Origin of the sequence: Aquamicrobium defluvii (assembly GCF_004363725.1) — a bacterium.
GTDB classification, from domain to species: domain Bacteria; phylum Pseudomonadota; class Alphaproteobacteria; order Rhizobiales; family Rhizobiaceae; genus Mesorhizobium; species Mesorhizobium defluvii.
Genome location: NZ_SNZF01000046.1, coordinates 1 through 18,985 on the forward strand (window position 1 = coordinate 1; position 18,985 = coordinate 18,985).

Below are 18,985 nucleotides of genomic sequence, written 5' to 3' on the forward strand. Positions count from 1 at the left end.
TCAAACCGGACGCACTTTGATGACCCCACGTTAAGGGGTCCCGTTTGGACGAAAATTACCCCTCAACTGGGGTCCTCATTCCATGAAAAATCACAGTGATGACGTTGCAACCGCATTCGGACCCGATCAGCGATGCGGATTATAAGAAGCTCGAACTGCGCGTGCTTGAATTGCGCGATCTGGTCAAAGGTGGCGTCGATCCGCTTGCGCAGCGTAAGGCCAACGGTGCCGCACCAGCGAACACCGGCGAGACATTCCGGGAAGTGGCCGAAGGCTACATTGCCTCACAACGCGGCGGCTGGAAGAACGAAAAGCACGCGGACCAGTGGGAAAGCACGCTCACGCAGTTCGTCTACCCGCACATCGGCAACATGCGCCCGCATGAGATAGGTATTGAGGACGTGCTGCGCGTTCTGCAACAGCCGCATCGGAAACGGAACAGCAAGAGAGCAGCGCCGCTTTGGGACAGCGTACCGGAGACGGCAAGCCGCGTACGGATGCGCATTGAGAAAATCATCAGTGCGGCAAAGTCGAAAGGTGTCGGTAGCGGCGACCGTGATATTCGCGCGCTGTGGACGGGGCATGTAAATCCGGCAATCTGGAAAGACGGGCTGGAACACTGGCTGGCAAAGGACAAGTCGGCGGGGGATCACTTCGCAGCCCTTCCGTACCGGGACGTGCCAGCAATCGTGCAGGCGCTGCTAGGCAAGCGGGATTTCAGTTCGCGGGCGCTCGCACTTACCATCCTGACCGCCGTCCGAACCAATGAGTGCTTGCAGGCCGAATGGTCCGAGATCGATCTGGACGCCGCAGTGTGGATCATTCCAGCGGAGCGGATGAAGGCAGGACGGCAACACCGCGTGCCGTTGTCCAGCGCGGCAGTCGAATTGCTGCGGACGCAGCCACGGTTTCAGGGCGACAAGTATGTATTTCCCGGTGCCAAGCGCGGCAGGCCGCTATCGAACATGGCTATGCTTGAAGTGCTGCGCGGCATGAAGGGCCACGGTTGGACGGTTCACGGTTTCCGTTCGTCATTCCGTGACTGGATTACGGACGTGACTTTGCATTCATCGGAAATCGCAGAAGCATCGCTTGCTCACACCATCGGAAACAAAACGGAAGCCGCATATCGACGCGGTGAAGCTTTTGAACGACGCGCTATTCTCATGCAACATTGGTGCGATTATCTGACAATGAAAGGAACTGAATACGAAATTAAGTGGAAACGATATATAGCTGTAAATGAAATAGATATTGCAGCTTGAATAAAGCCCGCTTCGGCGGGCTTTTTTTCTTTATGATTAGGCTTGACTACTGGGGCTATCCCATGGTTACGGTAAGGAGCCGTCGATTATTCGATGGCGCAATGGTCGGATGACCTAAGCCGCTTGGACCGGCGCTCGCGAGCGGATGCCCGCAATCCCTGAAAACCAGCGATTTCCGCGAGGCATCATCATGTCCGACCATACGACCCTCATCACACGCGACCAGCTTTGCGCCCTTCTCGGCATCAGCGACACGACCCGCCAGCGGCTTGAGAAGGCCGATCCCACGTTTCCGCCGAAGCTTCACATCTCCATGCGCCGTGTCGCCTATCTGCGCGCCGACGCCCATGCGTGGCTGATGCGCCAGCGAGAAGCGGCCTCAAAGCAGCGATTTGCCGCTTGATTGTTGGTTGCATCGGTTGGTTTCCAGCCGCCGCAATTGTTGCTCCCAATAATTTCAATTCCTTATCCGTGAAACTGTGGAGGACGGTTCCTCCGCTAAAGAAAAGCCCGGCGCGTCGATACGGACGGCACCGGGCGAAATGCAGTTGGATGACCAGCATGATACCCATTCCGTCTACAATCGGCAATCTACCTGCTTTTCTGAGCATCCTACGCGCTACAGCATTCGCCAACGCACTCGATAACGTGCCAATCCTTGGCGAAATGGAGTGCCGGCAATGGTTTGCAGGCTGCACACTGGTCGGGCCGGAAAACCGGATCATAGGACCGCGTGGCATTCGATACGGGCCAGACGCCTTCAACGCTGCATACGGCGGCAAGCTGTTCGTCATCGATCCGAACGGCAAGACCACAAATCGAGCATGGGAGGCGGCGACCAATTCGCCATTGTGGACTGTGCCGAAGGTGGATGGCACGCGGTTCTTACCCGTACGCCCGACCGGAGAAATAAGCACCGACGCATTGGGCCGCACGTACGTCAACACATACGTGCCAGCGAACATCGAAACCATTCCCGGCGACGTGACGCCGTTCCTACGTCATCTGGAACTGCTCCTGCCCGACCCAAACGACCGGCGCGCGCTGGTCGAATATCTGGCGCATTGTGTGAAATACCCCGGCTATAAAATTCCATGGGCTCCGCTCATTCAATCGACCGAAGGCGTCGGCAAGAACGTTATCAAGCAAGTAATGCGCTATGCTATCGGCTCGCATTATTTCTACGAGCCGAAAGCCAAGCAACTCAATGACAGTGGCAGCAAATTCAATGCGTGGATGGAGGGACGCCTATTTTTCCTTGTCGATGAAATCAAGACTGATGAAAAACGTGACATGGTTGAAACGCTGAAACCTTTCGTCACAGAAACTCAACTTGAAATCGAAGGCAAAGGCTCAAATCAGCGTATGGGCGACACGCCCGGAAACTGGCTGTTCCTTTCGAACCACAAAGATGCAATTCCAATTCATCGGAATGGACGGCGGTTTGCTATCTTCTATTCGGCAATTCAATCGACATCTGATCTTGCCGCACGCGGCATGGACGATGCCTACTTCGGACGGCTCTATGGCTGGCTCGGCGACCATCCGAACGGCGGGCATCTGTACGGCTTAAAGGCCGTGGCGGGATGGCTGATGGCCTATCCCATAGAGCGCGGTGCAATCAGCCAGCGCGCGCCGATCACATCATCGTTTGATGCTGCGTTGATCGAGAGCCGTGGTTGGCTCGCACAGCTAATTATGGAAGCCGTGGAAGGTGAGGCCAATGGCTTCCGGGGTGGCTGGATCAGCACCGCCGCCGTGCAGCGCCTCCTAGCCGGGCAGCGCAAGACAGTAGCCAGCCGGTCACTTGGACAGGCGATTGAGGAACTGGGCTATCACCGGATCGGCAAGGCCGGGCGTGGGTACATGCAGGACGATCCAGCTAATCCCACAAAGAGGCCGTGGCTGTGGAACACGTCGCCAAATGCCAGTCTGGCGGATTATGGAAGGTCACAAGGCTACGAATAGCAATTATAGCAATTGCTGTAATTTACAGAGAGGCCCGTTAATTGCAGCAATTGGCCGTTAATTCTCAAAGCGACTTTGGGACGGGATCAGGACGCGGATTAGGACGCCGCATAACATGCTGATTTTAAACGGGTATTTCGCGCCGTCCTGATCGGCCCGATTTCCCCTACTTATATACCCCTATACCTACATATCTATATTTTTTTCCCCTCTATATAGAAAGTTTAGGCCGATTGGGACGTATATAGGTTAAATCATTGAAATATAAGGGAAATTGTACGTCCTGATTGACGGCCAATTAGAGCGCGATCAGGCCGATTAGGACGCCGTGTTAAGCAGCCGACTGACTGACTGCTACAGAGCGCCAGTCCTCTACGCCGGAGCCGATTATTAAGCAATTTCAATTGCGTTTTCGGTTTCCGATTAGTTGCTAATCGAATCTACCCACCGTTTCCAATAACCGATCAGTGCGTTTATTCGAGTTGATTTCCTGTTTCTAATTCGATTTCCAGAAAATTTCCGATAATTTATATTTCAGATCGAAAGCCAAGTTTCAAAAATAAACTAAATATCTGATAATAATCACATATACATGTCTCGTTAAACAAGACGCTAATACTGTCAATACTTGTTGACTTAGACGGTTTCGATGGCGATCCTTCTGGTGAGCAAACAGAAGGACGACATCACCTATGCGAACCCGGAAAGAACCTACGCCACGCGGCACGATCTATGGCGTAGAGGACGCCATTGCGTTTGTACCGTCCGATCTGCGAGCAGGCGAAATTGCAAAACCCGTAGAGGTGCTTGAGACGGCTCTGAGCGCCACCATCGCGGGGATCGCCAGCAACAGTGCCGTCTACCAGCCTGAGGCCGTTGCCGAGGCGAACGGCACTGTTGTCGCCAATCACCTCAAATCCGCCTTTCGGAGCGCCCATAGGCCGCTGCTGGTCGAAGCACGTGCAGTTGCGGAAGCCGACGCAAAGGCGCGCCAGCCCGGCCCATTGACGGACGCGGCGTATGAAAGCCGGTTCGTCCAATCGCTAGCTACCATGGACGCACCACAGCGTATCAGCGCAGTCGCCAACCTTTCATTTGAGCAATCGTCTGCACTCGTCCGCCATGGCGATCTGGACCGGCTGGAACTGCCCGAACGAGTTGTCGCTGATGTGATGGAGCGGCACATACTTCTCGGTTATTTGGCTCGGACCGGCTCGCAAGCTGATTACAGCGTCAAGCCGACCTTCGATAACCCGCTTGCTGTCGGTGCCGATCAGGACGCCGCAATGGCCGCTGTTCGACCACAACTTGCCGCATTCCTTGCCCGAGCGGAGCGGGTGAAACTCGCAGGGGAATTGCTGCAAGGCGTCGTTCGGCTGGCTGCGGCTGCCACTGGCAAGAGTATCGATACGGTTTGGGCGGAATGGACGGCATGAACCTGCCGGTCAGCCATGGACCGCAGAAATTGCCGGGGGTGATTTGGCTCCCGGCAGCGGTCACGATGACAAGCGGCGATCTACTGCGGCTAACAGGTTGGAGCCGGCAAGTGCTGTACGCATATCGCCAGCGACATGGTTTCCCGCAAACATCGCTGATCGACGGCAAGCAGCAATTGCGGACGCGCGACGTAGCGGCTTGGCTGGTTCGACATGGTACGAAAGTTGAGTGGTTATGACGACCGATCCTGTCCGTTCTTTTACCGTTGTTCATGGCCGCGATGCGGGAGGCCGTTTTACGTCTGCAAATAACCCCGGACGCCCGAAAGGTGCGAAGGGCAAAGCGCGTGGAACCTTGGAAAAAATCCGAAGTTTTGGACCGGAAGCGCTTGAAGCACTCCATCAAGCAATTATCGCTAAAGAGCGATGGGCGATAGAATTTTGTCTAAATAAGATAATTCCGTCCAATTCTCGCGCAATTGAATTTGAAGATTTAACAACAGATGACGTACGAGAAGCGTTCAAAAATGGTGATATTTCTACGTCTGAATTGAAAGAAATTGTTACGTCATTGGAGAAAATGGCGAACATTGAAGAATGGGACGTAATCCGTGAACGCCTAGATAAGTTGGAGCAAGCCGCAAATGCGGCACGGTAAACTCTTGTCGCGCTTGGACGCGCTGGAAAGCAAGCTGATAAGCCCACTGCAACGCCGGCTGGAAACCCTGACACCTGCTGATCGTGCCGCCTACGAAACGTGGAAGCGCGAACGCATTGCGTGGAGCCGCCAGTTCGCGCCGGGTGAGCAGTTCGCCGCCTATCTGCGTACAGGACGCGGCGGGCCGCAACTCGCAAGACATGTGGAGCGGCAATTATTCCCCGGCGCACAGATAATTACCTCAAACGACAATATTGCAGACGCCGCCGAAAAGTATCGGCGCGCGTTGGAAGGCGTAGAACGATGAAAGTGCAAACACTCACAATCGAAAATCCTGAGCCCATCGCTTTCTTCTTCGCACAAGGGATGCTGCACGACTACGGCACCCGCGACCGCTATCTGCGTACAGGACGCGGCGACACATGGGCGCAAATCTCGCAGCGTTGCCCCAGATATCAACGGCTCGGATTCGATGACGGCTTGATTCTGGGAATGTTCGAAGATGCGGGTGACGGTCGGTTGCTGATCAGCGGCCACACTCTTTGGCGGCTGATCTTCGCCGGCGCCATGCAGCGTGAAGGGCTTGATACCACTTCCGAATCGGTCGGACGGCTTTTCACTGGCGATGACCGCAAGCGCGTGACGCACTGGGTTGATGAGGTGTACCCCCGGCTTGTATGGCCGAACCGTCTCCCACCTGCCGATGCCGAAACCCAACGCATTGTGGATGGGGAATTGCGGCTACGATCTTCGGACTGGGCGGAAATCAGGAAGATGGCCGCACCGGAAAGTGATTACCAGCTTGATTAGTTGGCCGCCAACCGCTTCACCATAAACACTTTGAAAATAATGGCTTTTTCAGTTGACAATGGCGGAGAAGGAGGGATTCGAACCCCCGATGGGCTTGCACCCATGCCGCATTTCGAGTGCGGTGCATTCAACCACTCTGCCACTTCTCCGCAATGGTGGTCGACCGTTACCGGCGGCGCACTAGATAGCGGCAGTCGCTTCCGGATACAAGGCCAAATAAGGCGTAGTTCAAACGTTTCGTCGACAGGCTTCCGCGATCCGGATTGCCGGAGGGAGATGGGCGAAACACGGGTGAGCGGGCGGCGAAGGGAAGGGGCGCAAATATGGCGTGCGCTTCAGGTGGCATCGCCTGCGCCTGTTGCGGGAAACGCGGTTTTCCTTGACTTCGGCACATCGTTCGGTTAGGGACGGCGCGCAAATGGCGTGGGCTGCGGCCTGCGCCTCTTGTTTATTGAACCCGCAGACTGACAAAAAGACGGCCGATCCGCCGGTTCCGGAGTGCAGCGTCCGAAAGGGCGATCCGGAAGGACCAGGGGTCACAAGGCCGACCGAACAGCGAAAGGCAAAAAATGTTCGCAGTCATCAAAACGGGCGGCAAGCAGTATCGCGTGGCCGCCAACGACGTGCTGAAGATCGAGAAGGTTTCGGGCGAGGTCGGCGACATCGTCGAGATCGGCCAGGTTCTGGCGCATGGCGAGGGTGACGATGTCGTCATCGGTGCGCCGTTCGTGGAAGGCGCCACCGTCGCCGCCGAAATCGTGGAACAGGGCAAGGCCCGCACCGTCATCGCGTTCAAGAAGCGCCGCCGCCAGAATTCGCGCCGCAAGATCGGCCATCGCCAGCAGTTCACCGCCGTGCGGATCTCGGAGATCCTGACCGGCGGCGCCAAGCCTTCGAAGAAGGCGGCTGCCAAGGCTGAGGTCAAGGAAGACGCGCCGAAGAAGGAAAAGGCAGCGCCCAAGAAGGCGAAGGCCGAGGACGCGGCCGAGTAATTGAGACGCCGGAGGCGGTTCTTGCCGCCGCGGCAGGCTTGAAACGGAACGCCAACGCGTTCATAGAGATTGCAGGCGCCTGAAACGGCGCAAAGGAGCACCAAGATGGCACACAAGAAAGCTGGCGGTTCGTCGCGCAACGGTCGCGATTCAGAGTCGAAGCGCCTTGGCGTGAAGAAGTTCGGCGGGGAGTCCGTGATTCCCGGCAACATCATCATTCGTCAACGCGGCACCCAGTGGCATCCCGGCGTCAACGTCGGCATGGGCAAGGATCACACCCTTTTCGCTCTTGAAGCAGGTGCCGTGTCGTTTGCGAAAAAAGCCAACGGCCGAACCTATGTATCGGTAAACCCGATGCCGAAAGCCGCGGAGTAGCCGGTTTCCGCACCACAACACCGGCGCCCCATCTCGGGAACCGGTGTCTGGCCAGAGACCAGAAAAGGATCAGGGGAGATGGGTCGCCATCTCCCCTTTTTCTTTGCCCTGGAGGGATCAGGCCATGGTCGTCGAGAAGGAAGACGCCGAAGATTACTACGATCTGAGAATAGATTGCCCGGTGCTCGTCACCGAGCGTCTCGTCCTGCGCGCCCCGCATGAGGAGGATGTCGAGGATCTGAGCGAACTCGCGAACAACCGCCGGGTCGCCGAAATGCTCGGACGCATGCCGCACCCCTATGGCGAGGCCGAAGCGCGCAGCTTCATCGCCACCAGCAAGCTGGCCGGTCTTGGCGGCGCGGTCTATGCGCTGACCCTTGCGGACAATGGCGCGCTGGTCGGTTGCGCGGGCCTGACCCGCAACGAGCGCGGGCTGGAACTCGGTTACTGGGTCGGCGAACCCTTCTGGGGCAAGGGCTACGCCACCGAGGCGGCGCATGCGCTGGTCGATCTCGCTTTCCGGGCAACCGACATCAACGCGCTGCATGCATCGTGCCGGGTCATCAATCCGGCTTCCCGGCGCGTCATTCACAAGTGCGGTTTCCAGTATGCGGGGCAGGGCATGCTGAATTCGCTGGTCGTCGGCAAGGTGCCGGTCGAGCGCTACCGGCTCGACCGCCGCACCTGGTCCAGCCTGCGTTCCTGGGCGCGCTCGTGAGCGACAAACGCGACGCCGATGGTTTACTCAACCACCGTCCACACCGGCTGGTGGTCGGAGCCGTCGGCGTCGTTGTCGATCCAGCAATCCCTGACCCGGCCGGCAAGACCTGCGGAGACGAAGCAGTAGTCGAGCCGCGAATGCTTGCCGGCGCCGGAAAGATCGGTCCAGCTCACACTTCCCTCCGGGGCGGGACCTGCAAGGCGCGAGGCATCGACCGGGTGATGGGCGACGATGCGGCGGCCGAACAGCGTGTCGGGCGCACCGGTCATTTCGGTATATTCGGGCTCGCCGGGGCGCATGTTGAAATCGCCCATGAGCACGAAGTCGTCAGGGCAGGGCGGTTCGGGAAAACCGTATTCGCCGGCGCCGGTGATGGCGCCACCCTCCATCGGATAGGCGAAGACGCGTTCCTTCAGGTGGCGGATCTGCATGATCCGCTCCTCGGCGCTGACGTGGTCGAGGTGGGTGCTGTAGATGCGCAGAGGTCCGAGGGGCGTGACGATCAGCCCCTCAAGCGCGGACCGCTGGAGATTGGCCTTGTCGTAGGTGCGGCTGCGCGGCAGGAACAGGTTGCGGCAGGAGACGATCGGCCAGCGCGACAGAAGCATGTTGCCGAACTGGAAGCGCAATGCCTGCCGGGATGGGGCCGGCTTCGGCGGGTCGGGAACCATCGCCCCGAAGTCGATGTCCATGGCCGCGCCATAGACATGGTGATGGTCGGGCAACAGCGCTGTGAGGCCCGCCACCATGTCGATGCCGCCATTGGTCGGATAGTTGCGGGTGACTTCCTGCAGGGCGATGATGTCTGCCCCGGCGACGCTGGCGGCAATGCGCTCCAGTCCCACCTTGCCGTCGCGCCCGACGCCGAACTGCACGTTGTAGGTCACCAGCTTCATTCAATTCTCCCTGTCGCATGCCAGAATCGCCATGCCCGGCCTCGCGCTTCGCCGCACCTTAGGCTAGTGAAGGGCACTTTCATGAAACGCAATAGCAGCGAAAGCGGCACAGTCCGATGAAATTCCTCGATCAGGCCAAGGTTCACATTCGCTCCGGCGAAGGCGGTGCCGGCGCGGTATCGTTCCGCCGCGAAAAATTCATCGAGTTCGGCGGGCCGGACGGCGGCGACGGCGGCCGCGGCGGCGATGTCTGGGCCGAGGCCGTCGACGGGCTCAACACGCTGATCGACTACCGCTACCAGCAGCACTTCAAGGCGCAGACCGGCGTGCACGGCATGGGCCGCAACCGCACCGGGGCAAAAGGCGCGGATGTTGTGCTGAAGGTGCCTGCTGGCACGCAGATCTTCGAGGATGATAACGAGACGCTGATCTGCGACCTGACCGAACCGGGGCAGCGCTTCCTGCTGGCCAAAGGCGGCAATGGCGGCTTCGGCAACCAGCATTTCAAGACCTCCACCAATCAGGCGCCGCGCCGTGCCAATCCCGGTCTGCCCGGCGTGGAGAAAAGCATCTGGCTGCGGCTGAAACTGATCGCCGATGCCGGTCTGGTGGGCCTGCCCAATGCCGGCAAGTCCACCTTCCTCGCCACGGTCACGGCGGCCAAGCCGAAGATCGCGGACTATCCGTTCACGACGCTCCATCCGGGGCTCGGGGTGGCGCGCGTCGATGCGCGCGAATTCGTGATCGCCGACATTCCGGGACTGATCGAGGGCGCGCATGAGGGCGTCGGCATCGGCGACCGTTTCCTCGGTCATGTCGAGCGCACGCGGGTGCTGCTGCATCTGGTTTCGGCGCAGGAGGAACATCCGGGCAAGGTCTACAAGACGGTCCGGGGCGAGCTGGAAGCCTATGGGCATGGGTTGGCCGACAAGCCGGAGATCGTCGCGCTCAGCCAGGTCGACACGATCGATGCGGATGAACGCAAGAAGAAGCTGGCGGCCCTGAAGCGTGCCTGCGGGACGACTCCTCATCTGCTTTCGGCCGCGACCGGCGAGGGCGTGGAGGCTGTTCTGCGCGCCCTGATGGGTGTGGTGGAAGAGGCGCGGGCAGAAGCCGCGCCCGGCGCGAACGATGTCGACAACCGCTGGAAAGCCTGACCGCATGACCGCTCTTTCACTGAAGAATTATCGGCGGATCACGGTGAAGATCGGCTCGGCCCTTCTGGTCGACCGCAGCAGGGGGCTGAAGCGCGACTGGCTGGACTCGCTGGCCGATGACATCGGCGCGCTGACGGCAAACGGTGCGGAAATCCTCGTCGTCTCGTCGGGGGCCATCGCGCTCGGCCGCACCATGCTCGGCCTTGGGCGCAGGGCGCTGAAGCTGGAGGAAAGCCAGGCTGCTGCCGCCGTTGGCCAGATCGCACTGGCCGGCGCATGGGCCGAGGCGCTGGCCAGGCATGAGCTGACATCCGGCCAGATCCTGCTGACGCTGGGCGATACCGAGGAGCGGCGACGCTATCTCAATGCCCGCGCCACCATCTCGACATTGCTCAAGATGAAGGCGGTGCCGGTCATCAACGAGAACGACACCGTCGCCACCTCGGAAATCCGCTATGGCGACAACGACCGGCTGGCGGCCCGTGTCGCCACCATGATGGGCGCCGACCTGCTGGTGCTGCTGTCCGACATCGACGGGCTCTACACCGCGCCGCCGGCGCTGGATCCGAACGCCGCGTTCATTCCGGTGGTCGAGCGCATCACGCCCGACATCGAGGCGATGGCGGGTGCCGCCGCCTCCGAACTGTCGCGCGGCGGCATGCGCACCAAGCTCGATGCCGGCAAGATCGCGACCGGGGCGGGCACGGCCATGATCATCACCGCCGGCACGCGCCAGTCGCCGCTGATGGCGATCGAGCGCGGCGAGCGCGCCACGCTGTTCAGGCCGAGCGTGCATCCGGTCAAGGGCTACAAGACCTGGATCGCCGGCCAGCTCGAACCGGCCGGGCGGCTGACGGTGGATGACGGCGCGGTCAAGGCGCTGTTGTCCGGCAAATCGTTGCTGCCGGCCGGCGTGCGGCAGGTGTCCGGCAATTTCTCGCGTGGCGACACGGTGGCGATCCTCGCGCCCGACAGCCGCGAGATCGCGCGCGGTCTGGTTGCCTACGATGCCGCCGATGCCGTAAGAATCGCGGGGCTGAAAACGACGGAGATCGAGGCCGTTCTGGGTTACGAGGCGCGCTCGGCCATGATCCACCGCGATGACCTCGTGGTGAATGGCAACGGATTTGAAATCTAGCTGTGGCGGAGTTCGGAACATGCTGAACGTGAACGAAGAAGCCCATCAGGACACCGTGGCGCTGATGGCCGGGATCGGCCGCAGGGCGCGTGCCGCCGCCCGGCCACTGGCCATCGCCACCGCCGAGCGCAAGCATGCCGCGCTTGTCGCCATGGCCGGGGCCATCGTCCGGCGGGAGCAGGAAATCCTGAACGCCAACGCCCTCGACATGGCCAATGGCGCGGAAGCGGGCCTGTCTGCCGCCATGCTCGACCGGCTGAAGCTCGACAAACAGCGCATCCGCGCCATTGCCGACGGCATCAGGGCGATTGCCGAGCTGCGCGATCCGGTAGGCGACGTCATCGCTGAGTGGGACCGCCCGAACGGGCTGCATATCGAGCGCGTGCGCACGCCGCTCGGCGTCGTCGGCGTCATCTATGAAAGCCGTCCGAACGTGACCGCCGATGCCGGTGCGCTCTGCCTCAAGGCCGGCAATGCGGTGATCCTGCGCGGCGGCTCGGATTCGCTGAATTCGTCGGGCGCCATTCACGCCTGCCTTGTCGAAGGTCTGGAGGCCGCCGGCCTGCCGCAGGACGCCATTCAGCTCGTGCCGGTAAGCGACCGCGCCGCCGTCGGCGAAATGCTGAAGGGGCTCGGCGGCAATCTCGATGTCATCATTCCGCGCGGCGGCCGCAGTCTGGTGGAGCGGGTGCAGACGGAAGCGCGCGTGCCGGTGTTCGCGCATCTGGAAGGCATCTGCCATATCTATATCGACAAGTCCGCCAGCCTCGACATGGCGGTGAAGCTGGCGGTGAACGCCAAGATGCGCCGCACCGGCATTTGCGGCGCGGCCGAGACGCTGCTGGTCGACCGGGCGGTCGCCTCCACTCATCTGGTGCCTGTGCTGGAAGCCCTGCGTGACGCGGGTTGCGCGATCCGCGCCGACGACGAGGTGCGGGCCGCGTTTGCCGATGCCGAACCGGCGACGGAGCAGGACTGGCGCACGGAATATCTCGACGCCATCATTTCGGCGAAGCTGGTGGACGGCGTTGCCGGTGCCATCGGGCACATCGAAAAATACTCCTCGCACCACACCGAGGCCATCGTGGCCGAGGACGCGGCGACGGTCGAAAAATTCTTCAACGAGATCGATTCGGCGATCCTCCTGCACAATGCCTCGACCCAGTTCGCGGACGGCGGCGAGTTCGGCATGGGGGCCGAGATCGGCATTGCCACCGGCAAGATGCATGCCCGCGGACCTGTAGGCGTCGAGCAGCTCACCTCCTTCAAATACCGGGTGCGCGGGTCGGGCCAGGTGCGGCCTTGACCGTTCCGGCACGGCCGTAGACCGGCGATCGGGAGGAGGCGGGGAAATCATGCCCGAACAGCCGGTGCCGGCCGCCTATCTGCGCATGCCGCATGTCGAGAAGGGCATGCAGATCGGTCTCTTCGGCGGCTCGTTCAACCCGCCGCATGCCGGCCATGTACTGGTGGCGGACATCGCGCTGCGCCGTCTGGCGCTCGACCAGCTATGGTGGATGGTGACGCCCGGCAATCCGCTGAAAAGCACGCGTGAGCTGGCGCCGCTGGGCCAACGCGTCGAACGCTCGGAGGCCATCACACCGAACCCGCGCATCAAGGTCACGGCGTTCGAGGCGGCTTACCATATACGCTACACGGCCGATACGCTGGCGCTGGTGCGCGCCCGCAATCCCGGTGTGGATTTCGTGTGGATCATGGGAGCCGACAGCCTGCGCGATTTCCACCGCTGGGAACGCTGGCGCGAGATCATGCTGACGTTTCCCATCGCCGTCATCGACCGTCCTGGTGCGACGCTCTCCTTCCTGTCGTCGATCGTCGCCAGGACCTTCGACTATGCGCGCGTGGATGAAGCGGACGCACCGCGCCTTGCCCGCATGAAGGCGCCGGCATGGACCTTCATCCACGGGCCGCGCTCGACGCTCTCATCGACCGCGATCCGCAACGGCCATGCCAGCGGGGAGCGGCGTTGAAGCTTTTCTCGTGCATCTTCGGAAAACAGGGCTTGCCCCTGTTGCTTTTTCCGATTCGTCAGCCTATATCGCGGACCTTGGCTGCGCCCATCGTCTAGCGGTCAGGACGGCGCCCTCTCACGGCGCAAACAGGGGTTCGATTCCCCTTGGGCGTACCAATTAAATCAACGAGTTAGCTAGATGTGCGAGACGGTTATCCAATAACCGTCAAATATACATGCTTGGACATTGCCGAACATGTGCGTCCTTATGAGCGTTGCTCGGGTCCAGTTCGATGACAGTGCTTTCAATCACCGAAAGCGCAGACATTCTCTTGCGTCATAATGTGGTATTAACATCTGTGTGAGAAATTCCCACTTAGCGATGATGGACGCTCAAGGAACGAACTCGGAAGTGCCCCGTTAAATAAACAAGGGCAAGGCAGAGGTTGCGTGATACGAGCCGAGATGCGAGGCTCGTATCACGTTGCGATAATTTCGTCAATGTGCTAGTTGAGTGCGCACACATAGAATGTCAACGTAGAAACCAAAAAGGAGCATGAAATGTCAGTCATCGAATGCTTTATGAATTGGTGGAATTCGTTGGCGCGCCGCAATGGCAAGCTAATGTTTCGCAATCAGAGAGAAGCAGCAGAATTCGTGCGTCAAGTGCATAATCGCAATGGCGGACCAAATGCAAAGCTGCTAGCTATGCGCGAACGTTATCTGGAAGCAAATAGTGGCAGCAACGTCGGGGAAGCGGCTTAATTTATCGGAAGTCCAAATCCGACCGTTCTCTAGCGAAGCTTCATATAACTCTTTCAGTTGCGGCAAAACGCCGATAGATCGCTTCCTCAAAAATAAAGCAAAGAAAACCGTATCCCGGCATGAGCAACGTGTATTTTGCGCTCATGTCGGTGATACACGGCCAGTGATCGGATACTATGCTCTTTCACTTGGCTCGGACACTGTCTCGGATTTTATAAAGCAGCGAGATGATTACACGAAAAATCGAGTCGCATTTCCAGCAGTTCATATGAGTTTTATCGGCGTTCATGAAGACCACCAACGGCAAGGCCTTGGGTCACACTTGCTGATGGATGTCTTTGAGAAAGTGGCTAAAATAGCACAGTGTGCCGGTTTATACGCTTTAACCCTACAATCTCTTGATAGGGAATCGACAGCTTTTTACGAAAGCCTTGGTTTTGCTAAATATAGCGATGATGAGCAGCCGAAAATGCTCTATCCTGTTGCAGATATACTTGCTTTGATGGAGCGATGAGCCCGTTCTAAGATGGATTGTTCATGTCATCGCCCGCCAAAACTCCCATCATCTAGATTGCTACAGGAGGCGACGGGATAGATCGGATGGCTGGCACTGTCCCAATCATTCCACTGCGATTGTTGCAGGTGGATGAAACCCACCGCCTGATGCCGCAATGCCGTGCAAAGCGGCCCATATACCTGGATCGCAGTCGAATGTCTGGCGGCGGAGTAGTTCGTCCTCGCCTTCCAGACGCTTGCCGGCGAGGATTGCCGCCGCTTCGCGAAGCATGGACGGGATTGTGTCGCCGTTTCCGTTTGGGCGATTATCAAACCAACGGTCGAACTCGCCGAGTTTGCCGCGCCAGCCAATCCGCGATTTGGGTGGGTTAAACCGACCCTCCGCTGCCAGTCACGCTGCAAGGTCGAACACGCAAACCGGCGAGAGATGCAAGACTTGTTCGCGCGGGTCGAACCACGTTTGTTGATCGCGTTCAGCCGGGCGCAGTTCCCGCACGTCAATCGGATGACCCAAAACTTCGCGAAGCATGGACGCCCGCTTGGCGGTCGCGACGGCTTCTATGCGGTTGTCCTTAACGCACAGGGCGATACGGCGCTTCGTTATTATGTAATTCACGGCTTTCATTACGATTCCTCAAGTATGTTCCTGTATTTCTCTGCTACGTCAGAAAGCAACATTCCGCCTGTTATTATCGGCCAGCCGGGATGAAGCTGTCTATCGATGCGTTTCGGTAATTTTGGGCGACGGATTTTACCATCCAGCCAATCGTTGAAATAACTGTCGCCGGTATATTCTCGATAGTGATCCCGGCATTGTTGTTTCCAGCGCTGGTAGGCAACGAGATCAGCCGGGCTCAATTGCTCTATTCGGCGCTCAAGCGGCGAGATTAGCTGATGTTCTAGCGCGTCCAATCTTCGCCACAGATCATTTCTTCTCATTGGCTATCGCTTCAAGCTTTTCGATACGGTCGTGCAACTCTGTGACTTGCGCGATTGCTGCTATTTTTTCGAGAACGGTTGCGAGGTTCTTTGCTTCCTCACTGGTGATCGTGCCGTTAATCAGTGCGTCGGTGATTGCCGATGGTGTTGCGCTGTCCAATTCAATTGGACGGCCTTTCGGCAGCACTCGCTCTAGGATGAACTGTAATGCTGACCAGTCCCCAGCCTGTAGCCGCGTCCGCAACTGAGCAATTGCCTCATCCTTCATACTGCGTACGGCGGCGAGTGCATCGGACGATATGCGGTTCCTTGAACCGGGAATACGGCCACCGGAACCCGGTGCGAAACGCCCATCTGGCAAACGCTGCAATTGGTGGACAGTAGCGCTATTTGTAGCGGGTTTTTCGGTCATCGGTCCGCACGCTCCACATTCACGTTACGGGCGAGCAGCCACGCGTGCACCCGCTCCACATTCACGACCCCCTTCTGGTCGGGCCCCGGTAGGCCTTTGCGGCCAAGCCAGCGCTGATATTGAGCGAGCGTGACGCCGCCTAACGCTCGCTGCAATTCTGCGAGTGGCGCACGCTCTGCTGCTGGCAAAATTACCGTGGACGGAAGATGATGACGAACACTCATTGGTTATACCCACTCGACACTGCTGCCGTGTGCGAAACAAAACCGCTCGACTTCGGCAACGAGATAAAACCTGTCCGAATTCGCGCCGACCGATTTGGGGAAGTCATAGAGCCTATGCCAGTTGTGCAGCGTCTGGCGAGACTGCCCGCCGAGACAGATGCGCATTGTCTCGGCGGAAGCGGTGGATGCCAGCGGCAGCGTCACGGTGGACGGTAAATGCGGGCCCCGACGCATATCAGGCTGCCGCCGCGACCGCATCGAAGACGGCAGCCGGCGTATCTTCGCTCATGCCGGCGACGAACGCGGTTGCAGCACCGATCCATTGCAAGCCCGCTGACACTTCTGCCCGCATTGTATCGACACCGGCCATCTGGATATCGGCCATGCGGGCCGCATATTGTGCATCCGGCTTTTCGGCCATTGGATCAGACAGCGAAGGGCGGCGCGCTGACGGCGAGGCGAGATGCAGCCGCGTCAAGTTTGCGTGCGCAATTGAGCGTTCCAGTTGCGGGCGGCTCGCTTCATCCAACCCAAGTGCAGCATAGAAAACGGGGTCCAGCACAACGGCAGCAACTGTCGCGTCTGCATGCGCCCGTTTAACGAGTTCGGCCTGCTTCTGGCCTTGTAATGTGGAGAGGATCGTCGCAGCCCGCAGGTCGGATAGGTTCTCGACTTTGAGCCATGAGGCTACGGTGTCCTCTGCTTCCTTATGCAGCCGCGCGGTAGCCGTATAGAGGTTGCGCAGATTTGAGATCACGTCCGGTCGGTCATGATGAAGGAACTGGCGCTGTATTTTCGGCTGAGGTTCGTAGTCCCGCATTAGCCCTAGAATGCGCGTGCCGGCCCGCTGTAGGGCCCGCGAGGCGGCAGATTCCGGATTGGCCAACCGCGTGTTAGCGAGGCTATCAAACGGAACCGCGATGGAGCCGCCCCCCGGCATGCGCATCGTAAGTCGGTCGCTGTGTAGACTGAACCAGCTATCGTTATCAGGCATCTTTGAAGTCCTTTTGACGTTTCGTTGAATTCTTCGTCAATAGTGACTTACGATCTGCTTGCATGGCAACAATATTATTATTGTTGTATTTCAATATCTTGCGGTTTTTATGAATTAATTCTATTAATCAACATCGGAAACCTAAAAGAAATCGAATTGGAAACCGCAAACGAAACCCACGTGTAAACAAAATCACTGGCAGCATATTTGATGGATATTTGACAGGTAGGAAAAACCAGATGTTTTCCGGACGTGTTTGCGCCTTGGTGCAGCGTATGTTTGGACGGAAGTGAGTTTTGTCACCATTGTCCCTTCTGCGCATGGGACACAGATAAAAATCGATCCTTTTAATTAATTAGCGGACGCTGTTATTTAATTAATTGCCGTCCTGTTCTTTCATTCGCCGTGTGCGCACAAGGGACGATGGTGACAAAACTCACTTCCGTCCAAACATTTCCGCCAACGCAGCTTTCGCAGCGTCCCGTCTTGCTTGCTCGTGCGCCGCGCGTTCCGCAAATAGTGAATGCACGATCGGGTTGACGATATAGACCGGATCGGACGTTGCGCGCGGTCCCGGTTCTTCCGCAAGCCATCCGAGCGCGGTCAGTTGTTCAAGGATCGGTAGCACGTCCTGCTTTGTCAGCCGCCGCATGGATCGGTCGCCGCGCGCAATGTCGCGCACCGTGATCTTGGTGAGCCGATGCGCCACTATGTATGCCGCGACCGCTTTCAGCCGATCATGGTCATTGCTAAAGCCGAGTGTGCCCGCATAGAACGCGACCGAATGCGGCAAGAGAAACATGGTCATGAAGTCGGCAACACGGCTGGCAATGTCCCCGTTGATAATCTCCGGCAACCCATCGGGGCAGCTATAATTTTCGATAGCGTGCCAAATGACGCATAAGCGACCGAACAATCCGTCCAGTTTGCCAATGTGGCTGGCAAGTTTCGGATTTAAGAGTTCGAGTGCCTGCAAATAAGAATGACGTGTTTCAAGCTTGCGCCGGATCGCTTGCGCTTCGTCATCGAATTGCAATGTCCCGCTACGCGGTGGTCGGACATGCACCAGAAAATGCACAGTAACTTCATAATTCGCCTGTGCTGGCGGCATGGGAACGTCCTCGCCAACGGTCGTGGATCGCAAGACTATGGGAAACATGCGCTGCAACAGGCCATCGTCCACGGCATCCGCAGCAACCTTGCGGATGCTGTCGGGCTGGATGCCGCCGACAAGAGACACGCTCAGATTGGGAACAGTAATCGCGCCACCACGGCCAATACGGTCAATGGTGTAGCCTCCGCCATTGAAGCTGCTTAGCCAAACACTCCTGTCGGCTGCACCGCCCTTCCCGCTGTATTTCTCCATGGAGCCAAGCCAGCCCGACAATTCATCACGGAAGCACAGGACGCCATCAGGGGAACCGCGCAACGCCTCCTGCAACGCTTCTACGGTTGTGTCCTCGACCAGCTTGCGGCTTTGCAGGGGTTCAGGCGTTGCGGCCTTCTGTGTCTTATCGAGTGCGTTCCACTCCGCCCACCGACTTCTCCAAAGCTGCACCTTGTGCCTGTCTATTTCACGCAAGGGTTTAGCTGCCGCATTCAGGATTGGAGATTTCTTAGCCGAAGGCGGGCCGATCAGCGCAACCCACAGTTGTTGATTTCCGCTGAGAGCTGACCCGGGATTGAGGGATTTTTCCATTGAGAAGTGACCCATGTTTGAACCCACCCCTGCTGGTTGATTGCAGGG

The 18,985-nt window shown here is 58.6% G+C and carries 22 protein-coding genes, 2 tRNA genes and 1 pseudogene; 18 read left to right on the forward strand and 7 right to left on the reverse strand.

What is annotated here, in order from left to right:
• Positions 1 to 98 precede the first annotated feature (98 nt).
• The 8 genes from DES43_RS20880 (at position 99) to DES43_RS20915 (ending at position 6,137) form a co-directional block, all read left to right on the forward strand.
• Positions 99 to 1,265, forward strand: coding sequence for a tyrosine-type recombinase/integrase (locus tag DES43_RS20880; protein WP_133676170.1), 1,167 nt, complete (start codon positions 99 to 101; stop codon positions 1,263 to 1,265).
• A 190-nt stretch (positions 1,266 to 1,455) separates the two neighbouring features.
• Positions 1,456 to 1,668: a helix-turn-helix transcriptional regulator gene (locus DES43_RS20885; RefSeq protein ID WP_133676172.1), complete on the forward strand. Its 213-nt coding sequence runs from the start codon at positions 1,456 to 1,458 to the stop codon at positions 1,666 to 1,668.
• A 158-nt stretch (positions 1,669 to 1,826) separates the two neighbouring features.
• On the forward strand, positions 1,827 to 3,233 hold the full coding sequence (locus DES43_RS20890) for a primase-helicase family protein (protein ID WP_133676174.1): 1,407 nt from the start codon (positions 1,827 to 1,829) through the stop codon (positions 3,231 to 3,233).
• Between the two features lie 692 nt (positions 3,234 to 3,925).
• Positions 3,926 to 4,669, forward strand: a complete 744-nt coding sequence (locus tag DES43_RS20895) for a hypothetical protein (protein ID WP_133676176.1) — start codon at positions 3,926 to 3,928, stop codon at positions 4,667 to 4,669.
• Positions 4,666 to 4,908, forward strand: coding sequence for a hypothetical protein (locus DES43_RS20900; RefSeq protein ID WP_133676178.1), 243 nt, complete (start codon positions 4,666 to 4,668; stop codon positions 4,906 to 4,908). Before DES43_RS20895 ends, DES43_RS20900 begins: the two co-directional genes overlap by 4 nt.
• Complete coding sequence (locus DES43_RS20905) at positions 4,905 to 5,327, forward strand: hypothetical protein (protein ID WP_133676180.1); 423 nt, start codon at positions 4,905 to 4,907, stop codon at positions 5,325 to 5,327. Before DES43_RS20900 ends, DES43_RS20905 begins: the two co-directional genes overlap by 4 nt.
• Positions 5,314 to 5,634, forward strand: a complete 321-nt coding sequence (locus DES43_RS20910; RefSeq protein ID WP_133676182.1) for a hypothetical protein — start codon at positions 5,314 to 5,316, stop codon at positions 5,632 to 5,634. Before DES43_RS20905 ends, DES43_RS20910 begins: the two co-directional genes overlap by 14 nt.
• Positions 5,631 to 6,137 (forward strand): hypothetical protein, encoded by a 507-nt coding sequence (locus tag DES43_RS20915; RefSeq protein ID WP_133676184.1) that lies wholly within the window; start codon positions 5,631 to 5,633, stop codon positions 6,135 to 6,137. The genes DES43_RS20910 and DES43_RS20915 overlap by 4 nt, the downstream gene beginning before the upstream one ends.
• Positions 6,138 to 6,196: 59 nt before the next feature.
• On the opposite strand, the gene DES43_RS20920 is transcribed toward DES43_RS20915, so the two are convergent.
• Positions 6,197 to 6,286 (reverse strand) — tRNA-Ser (locus tag DES43_RS20920).
• A 420-nt stretch (positions 6,287 to 6,706) separates the two neighbouring features.
• On the opposite strand from DES43_RS20920, the pseudogene rplU reads away from it, so the two are divergent.
• The 3 genes and pseudogenes from rplU to DES43_RS20935 all read left to right on the forward strand — a co-directional run.
• A pseudogene (rplU, locus tag DES43_RS20925) lies at positions 6,707 to 7,123 on the forward strand (50S ribosomal protein L21); the annotation flags it as partial.
• A gap of 111 nt (positions 7,124 to 7,234) precedes the next feature.
• Complete coding sequence (gene rpmA, locus DES43_RS20930) at positions 7,235 to 7,504, forward strand: 50S ribosomal protein L27 (RefSeq protein ID WP_035027213.1); 270 nt, start codon at positions 7,235 to 7,237, stop codon at positions 7,502 to 7,504.
• A gap of 124 nt (positions 7,505 to 7,628) precedes the next feature.
• Positions 7,629 to 8,222 (forward strand): GNAT family N-acetyltransferase, encoded by a 594-nt coding sequence (locus tag DES43_RS20935; protein ID WP_035027212.1) that lies wholly within the window; start codon positions 7,629 to 7,631, stop codon positions 8,220 to 8,222.
• Positions 8,223 to 8,245: 23 nt separating this feature from the next.
• Here the strand turns inward: DES43_RS20935 and DES43_RS20940 are convergent, their stop codons facing one another.
• A complete protein-coding gene (locus DES43_RS20940) occupies positions 8,246 to 9,121 on the reverse strand; it encodes an endonuclease/exonuclease/phosphatase family protein (RefSeq protein WP_035027211.1) in 876 nt (291 codons plus the stop codon).
• 116 nt (positions 9,122 to 9,237) lie between these two features.
• Here DES43_RS20940 and obgE point away from each other — a divergent pair, with 116 nt between their 5' ends.
• From obgE to DES43_RS20975, 7 genes are all read left to right on the forward strand, one after another.
• Entirely contained in the window at positions 9,238 to 10,278 is a 1,041-nt protein-coding gene (obgE, locus tag DES43_RS20945; protein WP_035027210.1) for a GTPase ObgE, read from the forward strand.
• A 4-nt stretch (positions 10,279 to 10,282) separates the two neighbouring features.
• Complete coding sequence (proB, locus tag DES43_RS20950) at positions 10,283 to 11,416, forward strand: glutamate 5-kinase (RefSeq protein WP_035027209.1); 1,134 nt, start codon at positions 10,283 to 10,285, stop codon at positions 11,414 to 11,416.
• Between the two features lie 19 nt (positions 11,417 to 11,435).
• A complete protein-coding gene (locus tag DES43_RS20955; RefSeq protein ID WP_035027208.1) occupies positions 11,436 to 12,722 on the forward strand; it encodes a glutamate-5-semialdehyde dehydrogenase in 1,287 nt (428 codons plus the stop codon).
• Between the two features lie 85 nt (positions 12,723 to 12,807).
• A complete protein-coding gene (locus tag DES43_RS20960) occupies positions 12,808 to 13,407 on the forward strand; it encodes a nicotinate-nucleotide adenylyltransferase (protein WP_035027237.1) in 600 nt (199 codons plus the stop codon).
• Positions 13,408 to 13,490: 83 nt separating this feature from the next.
• Positions 13,491 to 13,565, forward strand: a tRNA-Glu gene (locus tag DES43_RS20965).
• A 384-nt stretch (positions 13,566 to 13,949) separates the two neighbouring features.
• Positions 13,950 to 14,153 carry a hypothetical protein gene (locus tag DES43_RS20970; protein ID WP_133676186.1) on the forward strand — a complete coding sequence of 68 codons (204 nt, stop codon included), beginning with the start codon at positions 13,950 to 13,952 and terminating at the stop codon, positions 14,151 to 14,153.
• Positions 14,125 to 14,667, forward strand: a complete 543-nt coding sequence (locus DES43_RS20975; protein WP_166647796.1) for a GNAT family N-acetyltransferase — start codon at positions 14,125 to 14,127, stop codon at positions 14,665 to 14,667. The genes DES43_RS20970 and DES43_RS20975 overlap by 29 nt, the downstream gene beginning before the upstream one ends.
• A gap of 393 nt (positions 14,668 to 15,060) precedes the next feature.
• Here the strand turns inward: DES43_RS20975 and DES43_RS20980 are convergent, their stop codons facing one another.
• The 5 genes from DES43_RS20980 to DES43_RS21000 form a co-directional block, all read right to left on the reverse strand.
• Positions 15,061 to 15,294 carry a hypothetical protein gene (locus DES43_RS20980; RefSeq protein WP_035027207.1) on the reverse strand — a complete coding sequence of 78 codons (234 nt, stop codon included), beginning with the start codon at positions 15,292 to 15,294 and terminating at the stop codon, positions 15,061 to 15,063.
• A complete protein-coding gene (locus tag DES43_RS20985; RefSeq protein ID WP_166647797.1) occupies positions 15,294 to 15,581 on the reverse strand; it encodes a hypothetical protein in 288 nt (95 codons plus the stop codon). The genes DES43_RS20980 and DES43_RS20985 overlap by 1 nt, the downstream gene beginning before the upstream one ends.
• A 13-nt stretch (positions 15,582 to 15,594) precedes the next feature.
• A complete protein-coding gene (locus DES43_RS20990) occupies positions 15,595 to 16,020 on the reverse strand; it encodes a hypothetical protein (RefSeq protein WP_133676190.1) in 426 nt (141 codons plus the stop codon).
• A gap of 459 nt (positions 16,021 to 16,479) precedes the next feature.
• On the reverse strand, positions 16,480 to 17,238 hold the full coding sequence (locus DES43_RS20995) for a hypothetical protein (RefSeq protein WP_035027204.1): 759 nt from the start codon (positions 17,236 to 17,238) through the stop codon (positions 16,480 to 16,482).
• Positions 17,239 to 17,674: 436 nt separating this feature from the next.
• Positions 17,675 to 18,985: DUF3987 domain-containing protein (locus tag DES43_RS21000; protein WP_208110864.1), on the reverse strand; the 1,311-nt coding region annotated here is incomplete at its 5' end.